Origin of the sequence: Streptococcus halitosis (assembly GCF_003143695.2) — a bacterium.
GTDB lineage: Bacteria > Bacillota > Bacilli > Lactobacillales > Streptococcaceae > Streptococcus > Streptococcus halitosis.
This window is the reverse complement of sequence record NZ_QEMY02000001.1, coordinates 1,024,684-1,045,904: the sequence shown is the minus strand read 5'-3', so window position 1 is coordinate 1,045,904 and position 21,221 is coordinate 1,024,684. Positions and strand designations below refer to the sequence as shown.

Sequence of the window (21,221 nt, the reverse complement as noted above, 5' to 3'; positions counted from 1 at the left end):
TCTAACTGATAACAGTCTCTTTTATTATAACAAAAAAAGCCCCCTGAGTCACTTTAAAACGGGAGTGAAGGGGATTTGAACATTTTTTAGAACAAACTTTTTATTTTTAGGGGAAAACTTGGGGCGTGATAAAGAAAAAAGCCTTATGTAAGGCTTTCTTAGACTTTTTACATCCACCCTGAGGGAATCGAACCCCCATCTCAAGAACCGGAATCTTACGTGATATCCATTACACTAAGGGTGGAAACTTGTCTTATTATAACAGAAATTTGCTCTAATAACAAGTTTTTTATGGGTGGACTAAGCGTCCATTAGTGGGATGCATCCCCGTTCCAGATAGAGTTTTTCACGATCACATAATCAACGTGTTTGAGGTCCGCAACCTTGCGTCCACCTGCGTAGGAAATAGCACTTTGCAAGTCCTGCTCCATCTCAGTAAGGGTGTCTTGCAAATGCCCTTTAGCAGGCAGTAAGATGCGCTTACCTTCCACATTTTTATAGGCTCCTTTTTGATATTGAGAAGCTGAACCATAGTATTCTTTGAACTGTTCGCCATCGACTTCAATCGTCTTTCCTGGGCTTTCGATATGTCCTGCAAAAAGGGAACCAATCATGACCATGCTAGCACCGAAACGGATAGACTTAGCAATATCACCATGAGTACGAATCCCACCATCAGCGATGATCGGTTTACGCGCAGCCTTGGCACACCAACGTAGGGCAGCCAACTGCCAGCCACCTGTACCAAAACCTGTCTTGACCTTGGTAATACAAACCTTACCAGGACCGATTCCAACCTTTGTTGCATCCGCACCAGCATTTTCCAATTCACGAACAGCTTCTGGTGTTCCAACATTCCCAGCAATGACAAAAGTATCTGGCAATTCTTTCTTGATGTGTTGAATCATAGAAATCACGCTATCTGCATGACCATGAGCAATGTCAATCGTGATATACTCAGGAGCATCAGCCTTGAGTTGGCTAACAAAGTCATACTCGTAATCCTTGACACCGACAGAGATGGATGCAATAAGGCCTTGATCGTGAATGCGTTTGATAAAAGGAATGCGCCCAGCCTCATCAAAACGATGCATAATGTAGAAGTAGCCACCTTTAGCCAGTTGCTCTGCTACGTTCTCATCCAAAATCGTCTGCATATTTGCTGGCACAACAGGTAGTTTGAAAGTGTGATTTCCAAGTGTGACACTCGTGTCTGCTTCTGCACGGCTTTTAATGACACATTTATTTGGGATCAACTGAATATCTTCGTAATCAAAAATTGGAAATTCATTTAACATATCGATGTCTCGTTTCTTTTGTAATGACCTACCTATGCTTGCGCATCTCTACGCCTTTTCCGACGTTTCCTTAATTAATTATAAACCAAAGTACAGTTTTTGTCAAATATTTTTAATAATCAAATTATATTGTTCGGTTTTTGCTTGTAAAATTGAGAGAGAAAGAGGAGAGATTAAATTCTCTCCTCTTCTTCAATCTTAATAATACTCACCTTGACGGTAGTCCCATGAGTTAAAGGTATCTGACAAATGCATCATGATTTTATCAATGTCAAGCCCTTTGCGGATAACAACTGGAGCTGGTGAGATTGAACGGTCTCCTCCTTGTTCTGGGATGAGTTTTCCGTCTTTATCGACCATAGATACCATCACACCTTGCTCGTAGCGCGTTTCAATCGTTTTATCGGGTTGGATGGATGCCACATAGTCGTCTGCTTCGATGACAAGGTCCACTGCTCCTTCGATACGTTCTCCGATACCTTCCACCTTACCGCGGTTTCCTTTACCAGATGGGTTAGCTGATGAGGCGTAGACCATTTTACCTTCTTCCCAAAGTTTGGCAGCCAACTGTTCACCAGCTTTACCAAACTTGATGACAAAACAGCTAGTACCACGAACGTCAGTCATAAGTTCTTCACGACCATCACCGTATGCTTTAAGTTTTTCAAAAGCTTCTGGTTTCCATGGAAGGATACAACCTAGAAGAATGTCTTCGTCCCAATGTTTTTGGTAGAAGACTTCAATTTCTGGGTTGAGTTGTGCTAAAGCGCGTAGCTCGTCCATGCTACCACAAAGTACAACACCTGGTTTGTTACGGTTACGCTCTTTAGCTTCAAATTTGCGTTCAAGACCTGCCTTATCGCTCGTCATGATGATGTAACCAACTTTTGTGGGGCAAACGATGCAACCTCCCTCACCTTTTAAAATGTCATAGCCTTCTTGTGAAAGTGTCCCGTTCCATTGAATGTGTTTTGTCATAGTTCTATAGTTCCTTTTCTATTTTTCTATTCCTGCCAGTAGGCTGGTCGTTGTTTTTCATAGGCAGCAATCAAATCTTCATACTGCAAAGTAATTCCGATATCATCCAAACCATTTAAAAGCTTGTGTTTCCATTCTCTATCAATTTCGAAAGTGAATTCTCCGACTGGTGAGATGATTTTTTGTTGTTCCAAGTCCACAGTTACCTGGTCGGTCGGTTTGAGTTGGGCTAGTTTCTCTCTAACCTCCCTAGGTTGGACAATAGGCAGCATGCCATTATTGAGTTCATTATTGTAATGAATATCCCCAAAAGAACCTGCAATCACGACCTTAAAACCATAGTCGGCTAGAGCCCAAGCTGCGTGTTCTCTCGAAGAACCTGCCCCAAAGTTATCCCCTGAGATGAGAATACTGGCTTTACGATATTCAGGTCGGTTAAAAACAAAGTCTGGATCCTCGGTGTAGTTATCGTCTAGATAACGCCAAGCATACATAAGGTACTTACCAAAGCCTTTTTTATCAATTAACTTGAGAAACTGCTTGGGGAGTATTTGGTCAGTGTCGATGTTATCATTCATGAGAGGAACGGTCGTTCCTGTATAAACTGTAAATTTCTCCATATCCTCTCCTTACTGGGCCTCTGGCATTTGCCGAACATCTACGAAGCGCCCTGCGATAGCCGCCGCAGCTGCCATAGCTGGACTGCAAAGATGGGTCTTAGCGCCAAATCCCTGTCTGTCTTCAAAGTTACGGTTGCTGGTTGAGGCACAGTGAACCCCATCAGGAACCTTGTCCGGATTCATCCCTAAGCACATAGAGCAACCTGGGTCTCTCCACTCAAAGCCAGCGTCTAAGAATACTTTATCCAAGCCCAACTTCTCCGCAGCTCGTTTGACAGGACGCGATCCTGGCACTACAATTGCTGTTAGATTGGGAGCAATTTTCTTCCCTTTGACAAATCGCGCAGCCAGCTGTAAGTCACTGAGTCGAGCATTGGTACAAGACCCGATAAAGATATAACCTAGTTCAATATCCGCTGGCTTTTGACCAGGCTCCAAGTCCATGTAATGATAAGCACGTTCATCGTTCATATCCTTAATTTCTGGGAAGCTACTGTCAAAGTCAACGCCCATAGCAGGATTGGTTCCCCAGGTCACCATAGGAGCCAAGTCTGAGACATCCATCCGGATAACCTTATCATAAACAGCATCGTCATCGCTGACAAGCGTCTTCCAGTCAGCAACAGCCTCCTCGAAAGCTTCGGGAACACATTCCCGTCCCTTGAGATAGTCATAGGTAGTCTGGTCTGGATTCATGATTCCCATCTTGGAGCCAAACTCGATGGACATATTGCAGATGGTCATTCTCTCTTCCATGCTCAGTGCATCAATGGCTTCTCCACGATATTCAACCACATAGCCAACACCACAGGCAACGCCGTACTTGGCAATTAAGGCGAGAATGTAATCCTTAGAATAAACTCCTTTTTGAGGAACACCAGTGAATTCTACCAGCATTTTCTTGGGTTTAACTTGCCAGAGTGTCTGGGTAGCAAAGACATGCTCGACCTCACTGGTCCCAATCCCAAAGGCGATAGCTCCGAAAGCTCCGTGGGTAGCTGTGTGGCTGTCTCCACAGACGATGAATTTTCCTGGTTGTGTCCGTCCTGTCTCTGGACCTACCATGTGAACGATTCCCTGCTTTTCAGAACCGTGGGCAGCATGTTCAATCCCAAACTCCTCAACATTTTCAGCAAGCTTATCAATTTGAGCCTTGGAAATGACATCTCGAATATCATAGATGTTGACCGTTGGTACATTGTGGTCAAAGGTTCCAAATGTCAAGTCTGGTCGTCTCAATCTGCGGCCTGCATCTCGTAATCCTTGAAAAGCTTGGGGACTAGTCACTTCATGAATATAGTGCTGGTCCACATACATGAGTTGGGGCTGCCCTTCTTCTCCTGTGATGACATGACGGTCCCATAATTTATCAAAAATCGATTTTCCTGCCATCCATTACCTCCAAATAAAATATAAGGCTACTAGTGTGGTCACCATCCCGAGAAACCAAACTGTTTTAAAATACCATTTTCTAGTCTTGTGGTGAAAGGTGATTCCTGCCAACCAGGCACCAAAACCACCACAAGTAAGGGCTAAAATGAGTAAGATTTTCTCTGGTACGCGCCAAGCACCTCTTCTTGCCTTGGATTTGTCAATGCCATAAATCAAGAAAATCAGCAAATTCCAAATCAAGAGAGCAAGCGTGATTCCTTCATTTATCTTCATAATCTTTCAATGATGGCTTCTGTCATTTCCTTGGTTGAAGCCTGTCCTCCTATATCTCTTGTTAAAATACCAGCCGCTAAACTAGCTTCAACAGCATATTCGATACGCTCTGCATCCTCATAAAGTCCAAAACTATCTCTCAACATCATGGCAACAGATAATATCATGGAAATAGGATTAGCGATTCCTTGACCTGCAATATCGGGTGCCGAACCGTGAATAGGCTCATAAAGACTTGGCCCCTTTTCAGAATGACTGGCTGATGGCATAACACCAAGAGTGCCTGATAGAACGCTTGATTCATCAGATAGAATATCTCCAAAAAGATTTTCCGTCACGATGACATCAAACTTGCCAGGATTGGTAATCATAAGCATGGCAGCTGAGTCCACCAACTGGTCTTCCAAGGTCACATCTGGGAAATCCTGCGCGACTTCCTCAGCTACTCTGCGCCAGAGTTTTGATGTTGCTAGAACATTTTGCTTATCGATACTAGTAACGAGTTTTCTCCGATTTCTTGCAATTTCAAATGCCTTGCGAATAATCCGCTCTACTTCTTCGTAGCTGTAGTCGTTGATATCACGCGCTTTTCGCTCTTCAAGGATATGATCCCCAAAGTAAATCCCACCTGTCAACTCACGCACCACGACAAAGTCTACACCAGCAATTCGTTCTGGTTTAAGTGGTGATAAATGCTTGAGACTATCAAAGATTTTTACAGGCCGAATATTGGCATAGAGATTGAGTTCCTTACGAAGAGCTAGCAAGCCTTGTTCAGGGCGAATTGCCGCCCCATCATACTGGGGACTACCGATAGCCGCAAGGAGAATAGCATCTGCTTCTCTACATGCCTTGAGGGTTTCATCAGGTAAGGGATGCCCCGCAGCATCAATACCTGCACCTCCAAAGGGGCATCTATCTATCTCATAGTCAGAGCCCGTTTTTGAAGCTAGAGCTTCCAGAACCGCTAAACCAGCTTCCATAATTTCTGGACCGATTCCATCCCCTGCTAGAGCTACTATTTTCTTTGTCATAGCCATCTCCTTTACACACTAGGCATGTCTCGGTAGGAAACGCTATGCCCCATCTCACCTGCATTCTCTTTTTGAACAAAGGTATTAGCATTGATATAAGCAATAGCCGAAGCCTTCAATACATCGAAATCGAGGCCTGCTGCGTTAAAGATGGTTTCTGTATCTCTGTTTTCAACAGTAACCAAGACACGAGCTTGAGCATCAATTCCATCTGTCACAGCATCAATGGTATAGGACACCAAGCGAACAGATTGGTTAAAGAACTTATCGATAGCGTTAAAGATTGCTTCAACGGAACCTTGTCCTGTCGCATTAAATTCGACTTTTTCACCATCCATATTAGCCAGACTAACAAGCGCTTCAATGTCATTGTCTGCATGAGTTTGAAGTTGTAAATCATCAAAATGGAATCCTTCTGGATTTTCAACCATGGTTCCAGCTACCAGAGCTCGAATATCTGCATCTGTGATTTCTTGTTTCTTATCTGCCAGTGCCTTGAACTTAGCGAAGAGTGGTTTGATATCCTCTTCTGTAAAATCTAGGGCCAGTTCTCTTAGTTTTTCAACAAAGGCATGGCGACCTGACAATTTACCAAGTGGAAGACTATTGCTCTTGACACCGACCAATTCAGGTGTGATGATTTCATAAGTGAGAGGATTTTTAAGGACTCCATCTTGGTGAATACCAGACTCGTGAGAGAAGGCATTACCACCAACCACAGCCTTGTTTTTAGGAACTGGAATACCAGAGAAGCGAGAAACCATTTCAGACGTATTCATTGTTTCATCCAAAACAATATCACTAGTTGCTTGGAAGAAATCCTCACGAATCTTCAAAGCAACAGCTACTTCTTCAAGAGCAACATTACCTGCGCGTTCACCGATACCATTAATAGTTCCCTGGACACGTCCAGCACCATGTTTAATTGCTGTCAAAGTATTTGCAGTTGCCATACCGAGATCATCGTGACAGTGGACACCAAAGACAACTTTATGATCTGATTTAATATTTTCAGTCAAGTGATCAAAGATACGTGCAAACTCTTCTGGAGTCGTAAAGCCAACTGTGTCAGGGATATTGATATAAGATGCTCCTGCATCGACCGCTGTTTGAACGACTTGTAATAGGAAATCCAACTCTGTTCTAGTCGCATCTTCAGGAGAGAATTCGACGATTTCAAACTTAGAACGAGCATAAGAAACATGTTCCTTGATAGCTTCTAAAATCTCTTCCTTGCTCTTATTGAGCTTATACTTGCGGTGAATCGGACTGGTAGCGATAAAGACATGAATTTGAGGATACTTGGCATCCTTAAGCGCCTCATAACAAGCATCAATATCAGATTTTACAGAACGAGCTAATCCTGTCACTGCAGTTTTTTTCATGGCTCTAGCAATTTTTTGAACGGCTATAAATGAATCTGGACTAGCAGCCGGAAAACCAGCTTCAATTACAGAAATTCCCCATTTCTCCAGCTGTCTTGCAATGGAAACTTTTTCCTTTATTGAGAAGTTAACACCAGGTGTTTGTTCCCCATCACGAAGGCTTGTATCAAAAAATTCAACTTTACGCATAAGATTTCCCCTTTTCCAAATGTGGTTTTAAAAAAACATCTCGCTTAGAAGCCCAAGCGAGATGTTGATTTACTCCCGCTTGGTAAGCCAAACAGGACTAATGCTTTTGCACTAGCCCGAGTACCTCAACAACAAAGCAAATTGATTAAACTTAGCTGTTTTCATGTTTGACTTTCTCCTTCGTTTGATATCTTGTTTAGTATTTTAGCATAGCTAAAAACACTTGTCAAGAAAAAATCCAATATTTTCTGAAAATTTCTTCAGTAAAGAATATTTTGCTAATTGAAAGTATTTGAAAACTCAAGTAACTTTCCTTATTTTTTCACAGTCAAGTTCCAACTTCTTTCGATGAGTTCTATCACTTCTTCATCTTGCAAACTATCATCAAGCGCCAGACTAAGCCAGTAGCGTTTATTCATATGAAAAGCTGGATAAATACCCTTTTGTGAAAGCAGGTCAGCTACTTGGTCGTGTTTGAGGTTGATTGCTTCGACTAGCCCTTCTCTGCCCTTTTCCAGCTTATCCCATGGGATTCTCATTAAAACAGCATACCACTTTTGATTGCCTCCATGGCGCAATACAGCTGTATCAGGTGACTTTTCCCACAAATACTCCAACTGATTACCATACTTTTCCTGAATCTGATCCATGATACGCTTAGTCTGAGGGCAGATAAAATCCTGCACATCAAAACAAGCCTTCCGAATTTGATAGAGAATCTCCAGACAAGCTTGACGAACAGTTCCTACAAAAGTCCCTCTCATGCTTTCCATATGGACTTGAGGATAAAGGTCACCAGTCTCCTGATCAAAAACTTGAAAGCTCACTTTATCCGTAGAGGTGGATACTTTCATGACAAAGGCTCCATCCAAGATCTGTAAACTGTAGGTCCAGACTCCCTCGTTTTCTATAAAACCGTAGGCACTGGCTTTTTCTTGATTAAACTGATAGGATTTAAAAATTTCAAACATAAGTGAAAACTGCTACCCAAAGCTAGCAGTTCCTTTCTATTTTTTAAAAGACAACCTTGGTACCGTGAAGTTGCGTCACGCCCAGTTGGTCGATAAAGGTTTGACGGTTGTCCAAGTCAATCCCCCCACCTGGTAAGATTTCAATTTTACCAGCAGCATGTTCCAAAATTCTGTGATAGTGAGCAAAACGTTTTTCTAGCGCATCACTAGACACACCCGCACGAGTCAAGATACGAGTGACACCAGCTTGGCTGAGCCAGTCAATAGCTTCCAACTGGTCTTCTTCGCTCAATTCATCAAAAGCCATGTGGAAGACAATTTCCATTCCTTTTGATGCGGCAATTAACTTTTCAAGATTAGGCTTATCCAACTTCTTATCAGCAGTTAAGGCACCAAAGACGACCCCTTGGCTACCTGCTTGAGCAGTTAAACGAATGTCTTCTAGCATGATGGCAATTTCCAAATCTTGATAAACAAAGTCGCCACCACGTGGACGAATCATGGTCATGATGTTCGTATCGTAGTTAGCTGCCAATTCAACAGCTGCCTTGGTTACTCCATAGCTTGGTGTTGTTCCTCCTACTGCTAGATTGTCACAAAGTTCGATTCGACGAGCTCCAGCCTGCATCGCTTTTTCAAGCAAGGTCACATTTTCAGCACAAAATTCGTAAATCATTTGATTCTCCTTGATGTTTTCTTTGAATTTATTATATCATATTATTTTAAATATGCTTTCATTTTTATCAAGGCAAATAACTACTATTTTTATCTATTCTTTGTCAGGAATGACTTTAAAGAGATAGTAGGTGATAAAGATAGTCAAGGCTCCCAGACCAATTTTAACAGGTAAGAGAGGAGCAAAATAGATAGAGATTCCCATCAAGATATAGATAGATACGATGATTTTTTTCTTTCGTTCTCGCGCTATTGACTTGGTTTCCCGAAAGTCCGCTACATAAGTCTGATAAAGCTTTGTATGATAAAGCCAGTCTTCAAAACGCTTAGAAGATTTTGAAAAGCAAGCAATAGCTAACAAAAGAAAGGGGGTTGTTGGTAAAAGTGGTAGGACAACTCCAATAACAGCTAAAGCCAGTGAAATAAAGCCAATACAGAGATAAATGATACGCATGATTTCTCCTAGATAAATTACTCTTCCTCTAGTTTCGCACACAAGGGGGAAATTTGTCAAGCTCCAACCAAAAAGAGCCTGAAAATCATTTTCAGGACTCTTCATTTTACTTAATTTTTTCCTCTTCGTAGTCGCCATTACTACATACAACCTGCTTGCCACCACCACGGACTTTTTTCTCCACAAGGAAGTGTCCGCATTTTGGACAGTCACGGCCAATTGGTTTATCCCAGGAAGTAAACTCACATTCTGGGTAACGATTGCAACCATAGAAGATACGATTGCGCTTGGTTTTGCGTTCGATGATTTGTCCTTGATGACAGCTCGGACACTCGACTCCAATCTCTTTGACAATGGCTTGTGTGTGACGACAGTCTGGGAAATTACTACAAGCATAGAATTTACCAAAACGACCGAGCTTAATCACCATCGGACTGCCACAAACTTCACAGTCAAATCCAGCAGGCTCATCCTTGATCTGGATTTTTTCCATTTCAGATTCAGCCTTGGCTACTTCTTTAGAGAATGGTTTGTAAAAGGTGTCAATGACACGTTGCCACTGCTCTTTACCAACTTCGACATCATCCAGTTTTCCTTCCATCTCAGCTGTGAAGGTCACATTGACAATATCTGGGAAGTATTCAACGATGAGTTTATTGACAATTTCTCCCAGTTCTGTCGGTTCAAAACGTTTAGCTGCCAGACGAACGTAGTAACGTTTTTGGATGGTTTCAATGGTCGGAGCATAGGTTGACGGACGTCCAACTCCATTTTCTTCCAAGGTCTTGATAAGAGTCGCTTCTGAATAGCGAGCTGGCGGTTGGGTGAAATGTTGCTCTGGCTTGCTATTCACCTGCTTGACCACATCTCCTACTACCATATCTGGCAACATTTTGTTCTTGTCAGAGTCATTGTAGATAGCAAGATACCCATCAAACTTAACTTGGCTTCCATTTGCCGCAAACTGAACCCCATTTTGAGAGAGCTTAACAGCCATGGTATCAAAGATAGCGCCTGTCATCTGGCTAGCCACAAAACGGTTCCAGATAAGAGTATAGAGCTTGAGCTGGTCTTTGTCCAAGTACTTAGCGATGCTTTCTGGTGTGTTAAAGACACTAGATGGGCGAATGGCTTCGTGGGCATCTTGAGCACCTGAGGCATTCTTGACCTTGCTACCATGCTTGGAATACTTGCTACCAAAACGGTCGTTAATGTAGCTTGCCGCTTCATTCTGAGCCACAGGACTGATACGAGTCGAGTCTGTACGCATATAGGTAATCAAACCTTGCACACCTGATCCGATATTGATCCCTTCATAGAGCTGTTGAGCCACCATCATGGTCTTTCGAGTACGGAAATTGATTTTGTTAGCAGCATCCATCTGCATGGTTGAAGTTGTATACGGTAGGGGCGCATTGCGTTTGCGTTCTTTCTTATCTACCTGATCTACTGTGAAATCTTTACTAGTCAAATGGGACAAGACTTCTTTGACTTCTTCATTAGTGGTCAATTTCATCTTTTTGCCATTCATACCATAGAAAGAAGCCTGAAATTGTTTGGTTCCCTTCTTAAAGACACCATCAATTGTCCAGTATTCTTCCGGTTGGAAGGCATTGATTTCATTTTCGCGGTCAATAATGAGCTTAAGGGCAACAGACTGCACGCGTCCTGCTGATAAGCCCTTCTTGACCTTTTTCCACAAAATAGGCGAAATCGAATACCCTACCAAGCGGTCTAAGACTCGACGAGCTTGTTGGGCGTCGACCAAGTCCATATCAATCTTGCGTGGTTCTTTAAAGGCATTTTTTACCGCGTCTTTGGTGATTTCATTAAAGACTACACGGTTGGCATCATTCTCGTCCAAGTTGAGAATGTGAGCCAAATGCCAGGAAATTGCTTCTCCTTCACGGTCCGGGTCACTCGCCAGAAAGACTTTATTGGCCTTTTTAGCTTCTTTTTTTAAGTCATTGATGAGAGGACCTTTTCCTCGGATATTGATATACTGTGGTTCATAGTTATTTTCAATGTCGACTGACATACTGGATTTCTTCAAATCACGGATATGCCCGACACTGGCTAAAACCTTATAATTTCTGCCTAGATATTTCTCAATCGTTTTCGCCTTGGCAGGCGACTCCACGATGACTAGATTTTTTTTAACTGTTGATTTTTTCTTCTTTGTTGCCGTAGCCACACTATCACACCTTTTCAAAGTAATAAACTTTATAAAGTGTAAACCATTTTTCTATAGCTGTCAAGACCTAAGTCCTATATATAGAAGAAAAGTTTATCTGTGTGAACAAATTTCTCCTTAAAATTCAAACTCAGCCAACACATCTTGACCACTGCTAATCAGCTTTGCCCCCTCTTGGATCAAGTGGTGACAGCCATCTGAATGGCCATCTAAAATGTTTCCTGGAATGGCAAAAACATCACGCCCTTCCTCCATAGCTCGCTCACAAGTAATAAGACTACCCGAACGCATCCTTGCCTCTGCTACAATCACACCACGGCAAAGGCCAGCAATGATACGATTACGAGCTGGAAAGTGAAATTTCAAGGGTTCCTCACCAGGTCCGTACTCGCTAAGTACCAAATGGTGATTGCCAATGTGTTCCTGCAAACGTTTATTGGCTCGGGGATAAAAAACATCCAATCCTGTTCCAATGACAGCAATCGTTCTTCCTCCATTCTGGAGTGCAGCCATATGGGCAGCCGTATCAATCCCTTTGGCTAAACCACTGACCACGATTAACTCGTTTTCCAAACCTTGAATGACTTTCTGAACCGATTTTGCTCCCTGACTAGAACATGAACGACTCCCTACAACAGCAACCTTTGGAAACTTTAACAAGTCCAGATTTCCTTTATAAAACAAGAGCACTGGAGCATCATAAATCTCACTCAGATCCCAAGGATAACAGTCATCAAGAATAGAAAAGGATGGAAATTTCTGAAACTCCTTCTCCAACTGTGCATCATCTATCTGGAAATAGCGTTCCATAAAGACAGCAGGATTACGACACCCCGATAGTTCCGCAATATCACCTAGCAAGAGCTCCTGATCTACAGTCTCATCGTATTCAAGAACTGTTAAAATTTGTTGATTGCTCAGCCCAGCTTTTCTCAATTTGTAAATCTCATAGTTTGTGATCTTCATATACAACTCCATTTCTTTTTCTACTCATCTATCTATTCGTAAAAAAAATAAAAAGAAGACCAAGGATCTTCTTTTTTCATTTATTCAGATTTAGTAGTTGACCAGCTACTTTCAACCATCGGTAAGATTGTTTTTAAAGTTTCCCCATCCCCTTCAAGTGAAACATAGCGGATTTTACCATCATTTGATCGGAAAACCCAGGTAACGAGGTATTTCCCTGATTTAGCAATTGCATTGACAACATAGGCTTCATAGCCTCCAATTGTCGATTTGGAGCCCCAAACCTTACTGAAATCAGAGCTTTGTTCTTTGGAAGTTAAAATACTAGATGAGACAGTCACAACATCCAGTTTAACATATTCTTCTTCGCTGATATTAAACTGCTCAGCCTTGAAGGTATTCAACGTAACAATGTTGATATCTGTTCCATCACTATACTGTATATCATTTCCTCCTTCTACTTCATGGAATCGAACCCATGATTTGGGTACCTTGACAAAGCCATACTCATTCGATCCGATGATTTGCGTCTCTTCCTTTTTCGCTTCAGAAACGGCAGAGCTAGAGCTACTCGTTTCCTGACTGCTAGAAGAACTAACAACTGCAGACGAACTTTCTTCGGTTGCTGTTTGCGATTTATTAGAGCATGAAGCTAAAAAAGCACTAATAGTAACAACAGTACCTAAAATTAATAATTTTTTCATCCTACCACCTTTCCATCTGCATTATAAGAAAAATCAGGACTCCTGTCAAATTTTAACTTGATCAATTCTGTCAGTTGACGATTTTTCTCATTCTCTTTTAAAGCAAAAACTCTTGAAAATTTCTCAAGAGTTTTGTTTTCTATTCTTCATCCATGCTTAAGACGCTAAGGAAGGCTTCTTGTGGGACTTCTACTGATCCGATAGCTTTCATCCGTTTCTTACCTGCCTTTTGTTTTTCAAGGAGTTTGCGTTTACGAGAAACGTCACCACCGTAACACTTGGCAAGTACGTTCTTACGAAGGGCCTTGATATCAGTACGGGCCACAATCTTGTGCCCAATTGCTGCTTGAATTGGAACCTCAAATTGTTGACGAGGGATGATTTTCTTGAGCTTATCAACGATGAGTTTCCCACGTTCGTAGGCAAAATCCTTGTGAACGATAAAGCTGAGGGCGTCCACCTTATCACCATTGAGAAGGATATCCATTTTGACCAGCTTAGATGGGCGATACTCTGACAATTCGTAGTCAAAGCTTGCATAACCACGCGTCGAAGACTTAAGCTTATCAAAGAAGTCAAAGACGATTTCAGCAAGTGGGATTTGGTAGATAACATTGACACGATTGTCATCAATATAGTCCATGGTCACAAAGTCCCCACGTTTGCGTTGAGCCAATTCCATTACTGCCCCAACAAACTCCTGTGGTACCATGATTTGCGCCTTAACATGCGGTTCTTCAATAGTCGCAATCTTGGTTGGATCTGGAAACTCTGATGGGTTAGAGACATCCATAGACTCACCGTCAGTTTGGTTAACCTTATAGATAACAGACGGAGCTGTCATGATGAGGTCAATATTGAACTCACGCTCCAAACGCTCTTGGATAACATCCATATGGAGAAGTCCAAGGAATCCACAACGGAAACCAAATCCCAGCGCCTGAGATGTTTCTGGTTCAAACTGCAAGCTGGCATCGTTGAGCTGCAATTTTTCTAGGGCTTCACGAAGGTCATTGTATTTATTTGACTCGATTGGGTAAAGTCCTGCAAAGACCATAGGATTCATCTGCTTGTAGCCATGTAATGGCTCTGCCGCAGGATTGGTTGCCAAGGTAACTGTATCACCCACACGAGTGTCTTGAACTGTCTTGATAGAAGCCGCAATATAACCAACGTCACCTGTCGCAAGGAAATCACGCCCTACTGCTTTCGGCGTGAAAATACCAACTTCCGTCACATCAAAGGTCTTGCCATTGCTCATGAGTTGAATCTTATCGCCAGGTTTGACAACTCCGTCCATGACACGAACTTGGAGGATAACCCCACGATAGGCATCATAAACTGAGTCAAAAATCAAGGCCTTAAGTGGTGCCGTCACATCACCCGTTGGTGCTGGTACTTTTTCTACGATTTGTTCGAGAATTTCTTCGATCCCAATACCAGCCTTAGCAGAAGCTAAGACCGCTTCGCTGGCATCCAGTCCAATGACATCCTCAATCTCTGTACGAACACGCTCTGGATCAGCTGCTGGTAGGTCAATCTTGTTAATGACGGGCAGAATTTCCAAATCATTATCCAATGCTAGATAAACGTTGGCAAGTGTTTGAGCCTCAATCCCTTGGGCCGCATCAACCACCAAGATCGCTCCTTCACAGGCAGCTAGCGAACGCGACACTTCATAGGTAAAGTCCACGTGCCCTGGCGTGTCAATCAAGTGGAAAATATAGGTCTCGCCATCTTTTGCAGTGTAATTGAGCTCGATAGCATTGAGTTTAATGGTAATCCCACGTTCCCGTTCTAGATCCATGCTATCCAGAAGTTGGGCTTGCATTTCACGACTAGAAACCGTCTCCGTCTTTTCCAAAATGCGGTCTGCCAGCGTTGACTTCCCGTGGTCAATATGGGCGATGATAGAAAAGTTCCGGATCTTCTCCTGTCGTTTTTTTAATTCTTCTAAATTCATGATTCTCTTCCTTTCAGGGTATCTATTTATTATAAATTGTTTTTAACATTTTGACAAGACCATACCCTGTAAGGAGTACTAATCTTCGGCGATAAAGCCATCATTTTCGATAAAGTGGTGTTCTGTCATTCCATGGTCTGTAAAGACGATTCCATGAAGGACACCTCCATAAACGGCTCCTCCATCCATCCCAATCTTGCCATCTTCTGTCACCCAAAGGTCAGCAGTACCTGGTTTCTGATCTAGTAGACCATAGACTGGTGTATGACCAAAGACAATAGTTTTCCCGGTATGATTTTCGGCTTCGTGGAATGGTTTTCTGAGCCAGACTTTCTTGTAATCGGTCGTTTCATGCCAATCATCCAAAGTCAAATCAATACCAGCATGAACAAAGATATACTTGTCTGTCTCTACTACAAATGGCATTTGACGAATAAATTCGACCAAGTCTGCTGCTTCAGTCGCAACCCGTTTGGCATCTTCTACGCCATCAACTGGTGCATCCAAGGGGCGACCTAGGATAGAGTTGATGGTTGTATCTCCACCATTTCGACGATAGTGGTCATAGCTTTCCTCCGGATTGTCCAACCAAGTCAGGAACATATACTCATGATTACCTGATAAACAGATAGCTCCTTGATTGTCAACCAAGTCTTTGACCATTTCTAGAACACGGCGACTGTCTTCACCACGGTCAATCAAATCCCCCAGAAAAAGCAACTGAGTTTGACCATCCCAGGTTTTGAGCAGATCTTCTAGCATACCTGCTTTCCCGTGAACATCTCCAATTACATAATAGTCTGTCATTTATTTCTCCCTCGTTTGCAATAATTCTCTAGCTTGGGTAAGGGCCGCCTCAGTTACATTTTCCCCAGCTAACATCTTAGCTACTTCCTCTACTCGCTCTTCTAAAGTCAAGAGGCGAACCGTCGACACCGTTGAGTGCTCATCGCTAATCTTTTCAATAAAGAATTGATAATCCGCGATCGCAATTACTTGAGGTAAGTGAGAGATAGCAAGAACCTGACCATGCTGGCCAATCTTATGAATCTTTTGAGCAATTGCTTGGGCCACACGACCTGAAACTCCAGTATCCACCTCATCAAAGACAATACTGGTCTTGCCTTCCTTACGAGAAAAAGCTGACTTGATAGCTAACATGAGACGGGATAATTCCCCACCAGACGCAACTTTGACCAAGGGTTTAAAGTCCTCACCCGGGTTAGTAGAAATGTAAAACTCGACCGTTTCATTCCCCTCACGACTAAATTTGCCCTTGCTAAAGCGAACCTGGAATTGTGCCTTCTCCATATAGAGGTCTTGCAATTCTTGCTTAATCTCTGCCTCAAGCTGCTGGGCCAAATCATGACGAGCTGATGCAAGTTGTCCTGCCAAGTCGACAAGATTAACTTCCAATTTCTTGAGCTCTGCTTCCATATCTTCGGAAGAAAGGTTATTTCCAGTCAAGAGATTGTACTCATCCGTAATCTTGGCGAAGTAAAGCAAGACATCGTCTACAGTCCCACCGTACTTGCGAGTAATAGTATTCAGAAGGTCTAAGCGATTTTCAACCTGCATGAGACGATTGCCATCAAAATCCAAGTCATCAATAATATCTTCCAAACGCTTGGTAATATCTTCTAAAACATAGTAGGTTTCTGATAGAGAACTTGAAATTTCACGGTATTCAGGGTCATATTCTTCGACACTTTCCATGTCATTCATGGCTGAACGGACATTAGCAAGACTGGAGAATTCCTCATTGTCTAACATGCTATAGGCATTGGTCAGCGTATCCGCAATATTTTTATGATTGAGGAGTTTATCTCGTTCTTGGTTGAGAGCCAAGTCTTCACCAGCCTGTAAGTTTGCTGCCTCAATCTCTGCCATTTGAAATTCCAACATTTCGATACGTGCCTTGTGTTCCTGCTGGTTTTTCTTGACTTCCAGAACTTGCTTGCGCATTTTGCGATAGGCATCAAAGCTCGTTTGATAGGTCTCCTTCAAGTCCAAGAAAGCAGCATCACCAAACTCATCCAACATCTGGATGTGCAGTTGAGGACGCATTAACTCCTCTTGGTCATGCTGACCATGGATATCCACAAGGTGTTGCCCAATAGCACGCAAGACAGAAAGATTGACCATCTGACCATTCACGCGACTAACACTACGACCATTTTGCAAAATTTCCCGGCGGATGATAATCTCATCACCCATTTCCAAACCTTGCTCTTCAAAAAGTTCCTGTAAAAGGCGACTATTTTCAACCGAAAAAAGTCCCTCAATCTCTGCCTTTGGCGCACCGTGACGAATAACGTCTGTCGTTGCACGAGCCCCCAACATGAGATTCATAGCGTCGATAATAATAGACTTTCCAGCACCCGTTTCCCCGGTTAAAACAGTCATACCCTTTTCAAAATTGAGGGAAATCGCCTCAATAATGGCAAAGTTTTTTATCGAAATTTCAAGTAACATACTGACCTACCATTTTTTGACTTGTTCAACAATTTCCTCAGCTGCCTCTGCTGTTCTAGCTACAATTAAGATAGAATCATCATCAGCTAGACAGCTAAAAATCTGTTCAGAAAATGCTTCAACCAACTGACTCTTCACAAAAATAGTATTTCCAGGAATGACAGCAAGGTTGATCATATTTCCCATTAACTCAGAACTCACAATGTTGTCCTCAGCCAACTGCAAACTTTTGACGATTGATTTTGGCAACTCATAGATATAGGTGTTGTTCTTCAAAGGAATTTTAACAATCCCAAGCTCTTTGATGTCTCTTGAGACAGTGGCTTGCGTAGCAGAAATACCTGCTTCCTTCAAATGCTCAACGATTTCTTCCTGAGTCCCGATCTGATAATCCGTAACAAATCTTCTAATTTTTTCAAGTCTCTCTTTTTTATTCATCTTTAAATTCTCTATGTGCTCTCTCTACAACTTTTTCTATTTCAGGGACAACTTGATTACTTGCTCCCTCTTCCTTTTTCAAATATGCCAGAAATTCGATGTTTCCATGTCCACCTTGGATTGGTGAATAGTCTAATCCAAGGACTGAAAAACCTTGTTCAACTGCCATAGCAGTGACAGATTCAAGGACATGTTGATGAACCTTGGCATCGCGAATGATTCCATTCTTCCCGATTTGCTCACGACCTGCTTCAAACTGGGGCTTAACCAGAGCCACCACCTGCCCTTGATCAGCCAAGACACGGTGCAAGGCAGGCAAAATCAGACTAAGGGAAATGAAACTCACATCAATACTGGCAAAACTTGGTTCCTGCTCAAAATCAGTCTTTTCAGCATAGCGGAAATTGAACTGCTCCATGCTGACAACCCGCGGGTCTTGGCGTAATTTCCAAGCCAACTGATTGGTGCCAACATCGACTGCAAAGATCAACTCAGCACCATTTTGCAACATGACGTCAGTAAATCCTCCAGTGGAAGCCCCAATATCAATCGTGGTTGCTCCCTCCACTGACAAATCAAAGACCTGCAAGGCCTTCTCTAGTTTTAGACCACCTCGACTGACATACTTGAGTTTTTCACCCTTGAGTTTTAGCTCAGTGTCATCTGGGATTTTCTCCCCTGGTTTGTCAAAGCGCTCCCCATTGAGGACAGCCACAACCAGACCTGCCATGACGCCGCGCTTGGCCTGTTCTCGCGTTTCAAACAAGCCCTGTTTATAAGCTAGTACGTCCACTCTTTCCTTAGCCATTGATTCTCAAACTTTCTACTACTTTCACAATCGATTCTGTTTCAAAGCTGACTTGCTGGGCGATTTCTTCTAATTTAGCCTCGGCTTGATCCAGAGTTTGGTTACAAAAGGCAATGGCCTCTTCCAAGCCCAACAAGGCTGGATAGGTTGATTTTTCAGCTTGTAAATCCTTTTGCGGAGTCTTGCCGATTTCCTCAAAACTAGCGGTCACATCCAGCACATCATCTCTGACTTGAAAGGCCAGTCCAATCAATTCACCAACCGTTTTCAGTTTTACTTGGATTTCTGGTGCTAATTCAGCTATGATAGCAGCTGCTTGAAAGGGATAAGCTAGCAATTTTCCAGTCTTATTAGCATGAATGGTCTGAAGTTTTTCCAAGGACAAGTGCTGGTGTTCGCCTTCCATATCTAAAACCTGCCCTGCAACCATTCCCAGACTTCCTGAAGCAAGGGATAAGTTGGCAATCAAGTCCACCTTGATTTGACTTGGCAAATCTGCCTGCGCTATCAAGGCATAGGGATCTAGGAACAAGGCATCTCCTGCCAATATTGCCATAGCTTCGCCAAATTTCTTATGATTGGTCAACCGCCCTCGACGGTAATCGTCATCATCCATGGCAGGAAGATCATCGTGAATCAAACTCCCTGTATGAATCATTTCCAAGGCCGCAGCCACCTGCGCGTGTGCTGGTTGGATAGTGACTTGCAAGGCTTCCAGAACTTCTAACAAGAGAAAAGGTCGAATACGCTTGCCACCAGCATGAATGGAATAGAGAACAGATTCCCGTAAACTAGAAGCAAACTGCTGGTCTCCATAAAAGGCTTCCAAGACCGACTCAACAAGAGCTAATTTTTCTTGCTTCTTCATTCAAAATCACTTTCTGTTCCGTCTTCTTGCATGACCTTGACCAAGGTCTTTTCAGCCTTGTCTAACGTCGCTTGGAGCTCTTTTGACAAGAACATGCCCTTTTGAAAGGCCGCAATCGCATCTTCCAAAGCAATTTCACCATTTTCTAAACTTTGGACAATGGTCTCCAGTTCTGCTAGATTTTCCTCAAATTTCTTTTGTTTTGACATCTTTAACCTCTAATTCTACTTGACCATCTCGCATCAAAAGCGTCACTTGGTCTTTTTTCTTCAAATTTTCAACCGAATCGATAACGGACTCTTCTTTTTTGACAATAGCATAACCACGCGCCACGATTCGACTGGTATCCAACATCAACAAGGCTTCTGAAAGTCTTTTCACTTCAGCAACCTTAGCATCATAAACCAGCGCCATTTGGCTACGTAAGAGCTTGTCCAACTGACCAAGCCGGTCTTGATAACGCTGGATTTTGGTTATAGGTGATAATTGGACTAGTTGATGCGTCCTTGCTTGGACTAGCTGTTTATTATCAGAAATCCGTGTTTGAAAACTTTGTTTTAATCGCAGTTGCAGTTGATCTAACCGTTGCAAATAACCATCATACAAGCGCTCTGGCTGTCTAAAGATAACAGACTGACTGCATTTTTTCAAAGCCTCTTTTTTCTTTGACAAGACATTCTGAACTGCTGTTGCCATCCGTTTTTCTTGATTTTGCAAATGCGTCAATAGATCCAACTTGGTCACAGGCGTTGCCAATTCAGCTGCAGCTGTTGGCGTCGCAGCACGACGATCAGCCACAAAGTCTGCCAAGGTCACATCTGTCTCATGACCAACACTAGAAATGATGGGCAAACGGGATTCAAAAATAGCTCGTACCACAATCTCTTCGTTAAAGGCCCAGAGATCCTCGATGGAACCACCACCACGACCAATGATGAGAACATCTAGGTCCTCACGTTGATTGGCACGCGCAATATTTCGAGCAATTTCCTCCGCTGCTCCATCACCTTGTACCTTGGTCGGATAGAGAAGGATATCAACACCAGGAAAACGTCTGCTGACGGTCGTGATGATATCTCGAATAACGGCTCCACTACGACTGGTCACCACTCCAATTCGCTTAGCAAACTGGGGAAGAGGTTGCTTGAATCTCTCTTGAAATAGACCTTCTTCCGTCAATTTTTTCTTAAGTTGTTCAAACTGAATCGCTAGCGCCCCAACCCCATCAGGCTCAGCTTTTTCAATGATGATAGAGTAGCTCCCGCTGGGTTCATAGACCTGCACACGCCCAATCACATTGATTTTCATTCCCTCTTCGAGGTCGAAACCTAATTTTTGATAAATCCCAGACCAGATGGTCGCTTGAATAACTGCATGATCATCTTTTAAGGAGAAATATTGGTGAGTAGGTCGTTTACGAAAGTTGGAAACTTGACCAGTTAAATAGACCCGTTCCAAGTAAGGGTCTTTATCGAATTTCATTTTCAGATACTTGGTCAAAGTTGTTACCGATAAATACTTTTCCATCTCCACCTA

Annotated in this window: 21 protein-coding genes and 1 tRNA gene; all 22 read right to left on the bottom strand. The window is 42.7% G+C overall.

Annotated elements, in window-relative coordinates; genetic code table 11:
* Nucleotides 1-172: 172 nt before the first annotated feature.
* The 22 genes from DB729_RS05185 to xseA all read right to left on the bottom strand — a co-directional run bounded on the left by DB729_RS05185 (nt 173) and on the right by xseA (nt 21,212).
* A tRNA-Arg gene (locus DB729_RS05185) sits at nt 173-244 on the bottom strand.
* Between the two features lie 67 nt (nt 245-311).
* Nucleotides 312-1,298, bottom strand: a complete 987-nt coding sequence (locus DB729_RS05180; protein WP_109290083.1) for a GMP reductase — start codon at nt 1,296-1,298, stop codon at nt 312-314.
* Between the two features lie 198 nt (nt 1,299-1,496).
* Entirely contained in the window at nt 1,497-2,276 is a 780-nt protein-coding gene (locus DB729_RS05175) for an L-threonylcarbamoyladenylate synthase (RefSeq protein ID WP_049500019.1), read from the bottom strand.
* Nucleotides 2,277-2,302: 26 nt separating this feature from the next.
* Nucleotides 2,303-2,896, bottom strand: coding sequence for a 3-isopropylmalate dehydratase small subunit (gene leuD / locus DB729_RS05170; protein WP_000410638.1), 594 nt, complete (start codon nt 2,894-2,896; stop codon nt 2,303-2,305).
* A gap of 9 nt (nt 2,897-2,905) precedes the next feature.
* Nucleotides 2,906-4,288: a 3-isopropylmalate dehydratase large subunit gene (leuC, locus tag DB729_RS05165; protein ID WP_000907564.1), complete on the bottom strand. Its 1,383-nt coding sequence runs from the start codon at nt 4,286-4,288 to the stop codon at nt 2,906-2,908.
* A 3-nt stretch (nt 4,289-4,291) separates the two neighbouring features.
* The gene (locus tag DB729_RS05160; RefSeq protein ID WP_000700091.1) at nt 4,292-4,561 is read right to left on the bottom strand and encodes a DUF1294 domain-containing protein; all 270 of its coding nucleotides are present in this window, start codon (nt 4,559-4,561) and stop codon (nt 4,292-4,294) included.
* Complete coding sequence (gene leuB / locus DB729_RS05155) at nt 4,558-5,595, bottom strand: 3-isopropylmalate dehydrogenase (protein WP_000162515.1); 1,038 nt, start codon at nt 5,593-5,595, stop codon at nt 4,558-4,560. The genes DB729_RS05160 and leuB overlap by 4 nt, the downstream gene beginning before the upstream one ends.
* A gap of 11 nt (nt 5,596-5,606) precedes the next feature.
* Complete coding sequence (locus DB729_RS05150) at nt 5,607-7,169, bottom strand: 2-isopropylmalate synthase (protein ID WP_001233217.1); 1,563 nt, start codon at nt 7,167-7,169, stop codon at nt 5,607-5,609.
* Between the two features lie 314 nt (nt 7,170-7,483).
* Nucleotides 7,484-8,140, bottom strand: coding sequence for an MmcQ/YjbR family DNA-binding protein (locus tag DB729_RS05145; protein WP_000461598.1), 657 nt, complete (start codon nt 8,138-8,140; stop codon nt 7,484-7,486).
* Nucleotides 8,141-8,183: 43 nt separating this feature from the next.
* The gene (locus DB729_RS05140) at nt 8,184-8,816 is read right to left on the bottom strand and encodes a copper homeostasis protein CutC (RefSeq protein ID WP_049478166.1); all 633 of its coding nucleotides are present in this window, start codon (nt 8,814-8,816) and stop codon (nt 8,184-8,186) included.
* Between the two features lie 93 nt (nt 8,817-8,909).
* Nucleotides 8,910-9,269 (bottom strand): YbaN family protein, encoded by a 360-nt coding sequence (locus tag DB729_RS05135; RefSeq protein ID WP_001220350.1) that lies wholly within the window; start codon nt 9,267-9,269, stop codon nt 8,910-8,912.
* Nucleotides 9,270-9,375: 106 nt separating this feature from the next.
* Entirely contained in the window at nt 9,376-11,463 is a 2,088-nt protein-coding gene (topA, locus tag DB729_RS05130; protein ID WP_109290084.1) for a type I DNA topoisomerase, read from the bottom strand.
* Between the two features lie 117 nt (nt 11,464-11,580).
* Entirely contained in the window at nt 11,581-12,429 is an 849-nt protein-coding gene (dprA, locus tag DB729_RS05125) for a DNA-processing protein DprA (RefSeq protein ID WP_049478164.1), read from the bottom strand.
* 80 nt (nt 12,430-12,509) lie between these two features.
* Entirely contained in the window at nt 12,510-13,133 is a 624-nt protein-coding gene (locus tag DB729_RS05120; RefSeq protein ID WP_109290085.1) for a hypothetical protein, read from the bottom strand.
* 139 nt (nt 13,134-13,272) lie between these two features.
* On the bottom strand, nt 13,273-15,096 hold the full coding sequence (gene lepA, locus DB729_RS05115) for a translation elongation factor 4 (protein WP_084873213.1): 1,824 nt from the start codon (nt 15,094-15,096) through the stop codon (nt 13,273-13,275).
* 78 nt (nt 15,097-15,174) lie between these two features.
* Nucleotides 15,175-15,903: a metallophosphoesterase family protein gene (locus DB729_RS05110; RefSeq protein WP_084873214.1), complete on the bottom strand. Its 729-nt coding sequence runs from the start codon at nt 15,901-15,903 to the stop codon at nt 15,175-15,177.
* On the bottom strand, nt 15,904-17,571 hold the full coding sequence (gene recN, locus DB729_RS05105) for a DNA repair protein RecN (protein ID WP_084873216.1): 1,668 nt from the start codon (nt 17,569-17,571) through the stop codon (nt 15,904-15,906).
* A 6-nt stretch (nt 17,572-17,577) separates the two neighbouring features.
* Nucleotides 17,578-18,009: an arginine repressor gene (locus DB729_RS05100; RefSeq protein ID WP_001034390.1), complete on the bottom strand. Its 432-nt coding sequence runs from the start codon at nt 18,007-18,009 to the stop codon at nt 17,578-17,580.
* Complete coding sequence (locus DB729_RS05095) at nt 18,002-18,817, bottom strand: TlyA family RNA methyltransferase (protein ID WP_109290086.1); 816 nt, start codon at nt 18,815-18,817, stop codon at nt 18,002-18,004. Before DB729_RS05095 ends, DB729_RS05100 begins: the two co-directional genes overlap by 8 nt.
* Nucleotides 18,810-19,685, bottom strand: coding sequence for a polyprenyl synthetase family protein (locus DB729_RS05090; RefSeq protein WP_109290087.1), 876 nt, complete (start codon nt 19,683-19,685; stop codon nt 18,810-18,812). Before DB729_RS05090 ends, DB729_RS05095 begins: the two co-directional genes overlap by 8 nt.
* Nucleotides 19,682-19,894: an exodeoxyribonuclease VII small subunit gene (locus tag DB729_RS05085; protein ID WP_033585378.1), complete on the bottom strand. Its 213-nt coding sequence runs from the start codon at nt 19,892-19,894 to the stop codon at nt 19,682-19,684. The genes DB729_RS05090 and DB729_RS05085 overlap by 4 nt, the downstream gene beginning before the upstream one ends.
* Nucleotides 19,872-21,212: an exodeoxyribonuclease VII large subunit gene (gene xseA, locus DB729_RS05080; protein WP_109290088.1), complete on the bottom strand. Its 1,341-nt coding sequence runs from the start codon at nt 21,210-21,212 to the stop codon at nt 19,872-19,874. Before xseA ends, DB729_RS05085 begins: the two co-directional genes overlap by 23 nt.
* Between the last annotated feature and the right edge of the window lie 9 nt (nt 21,213-21,221).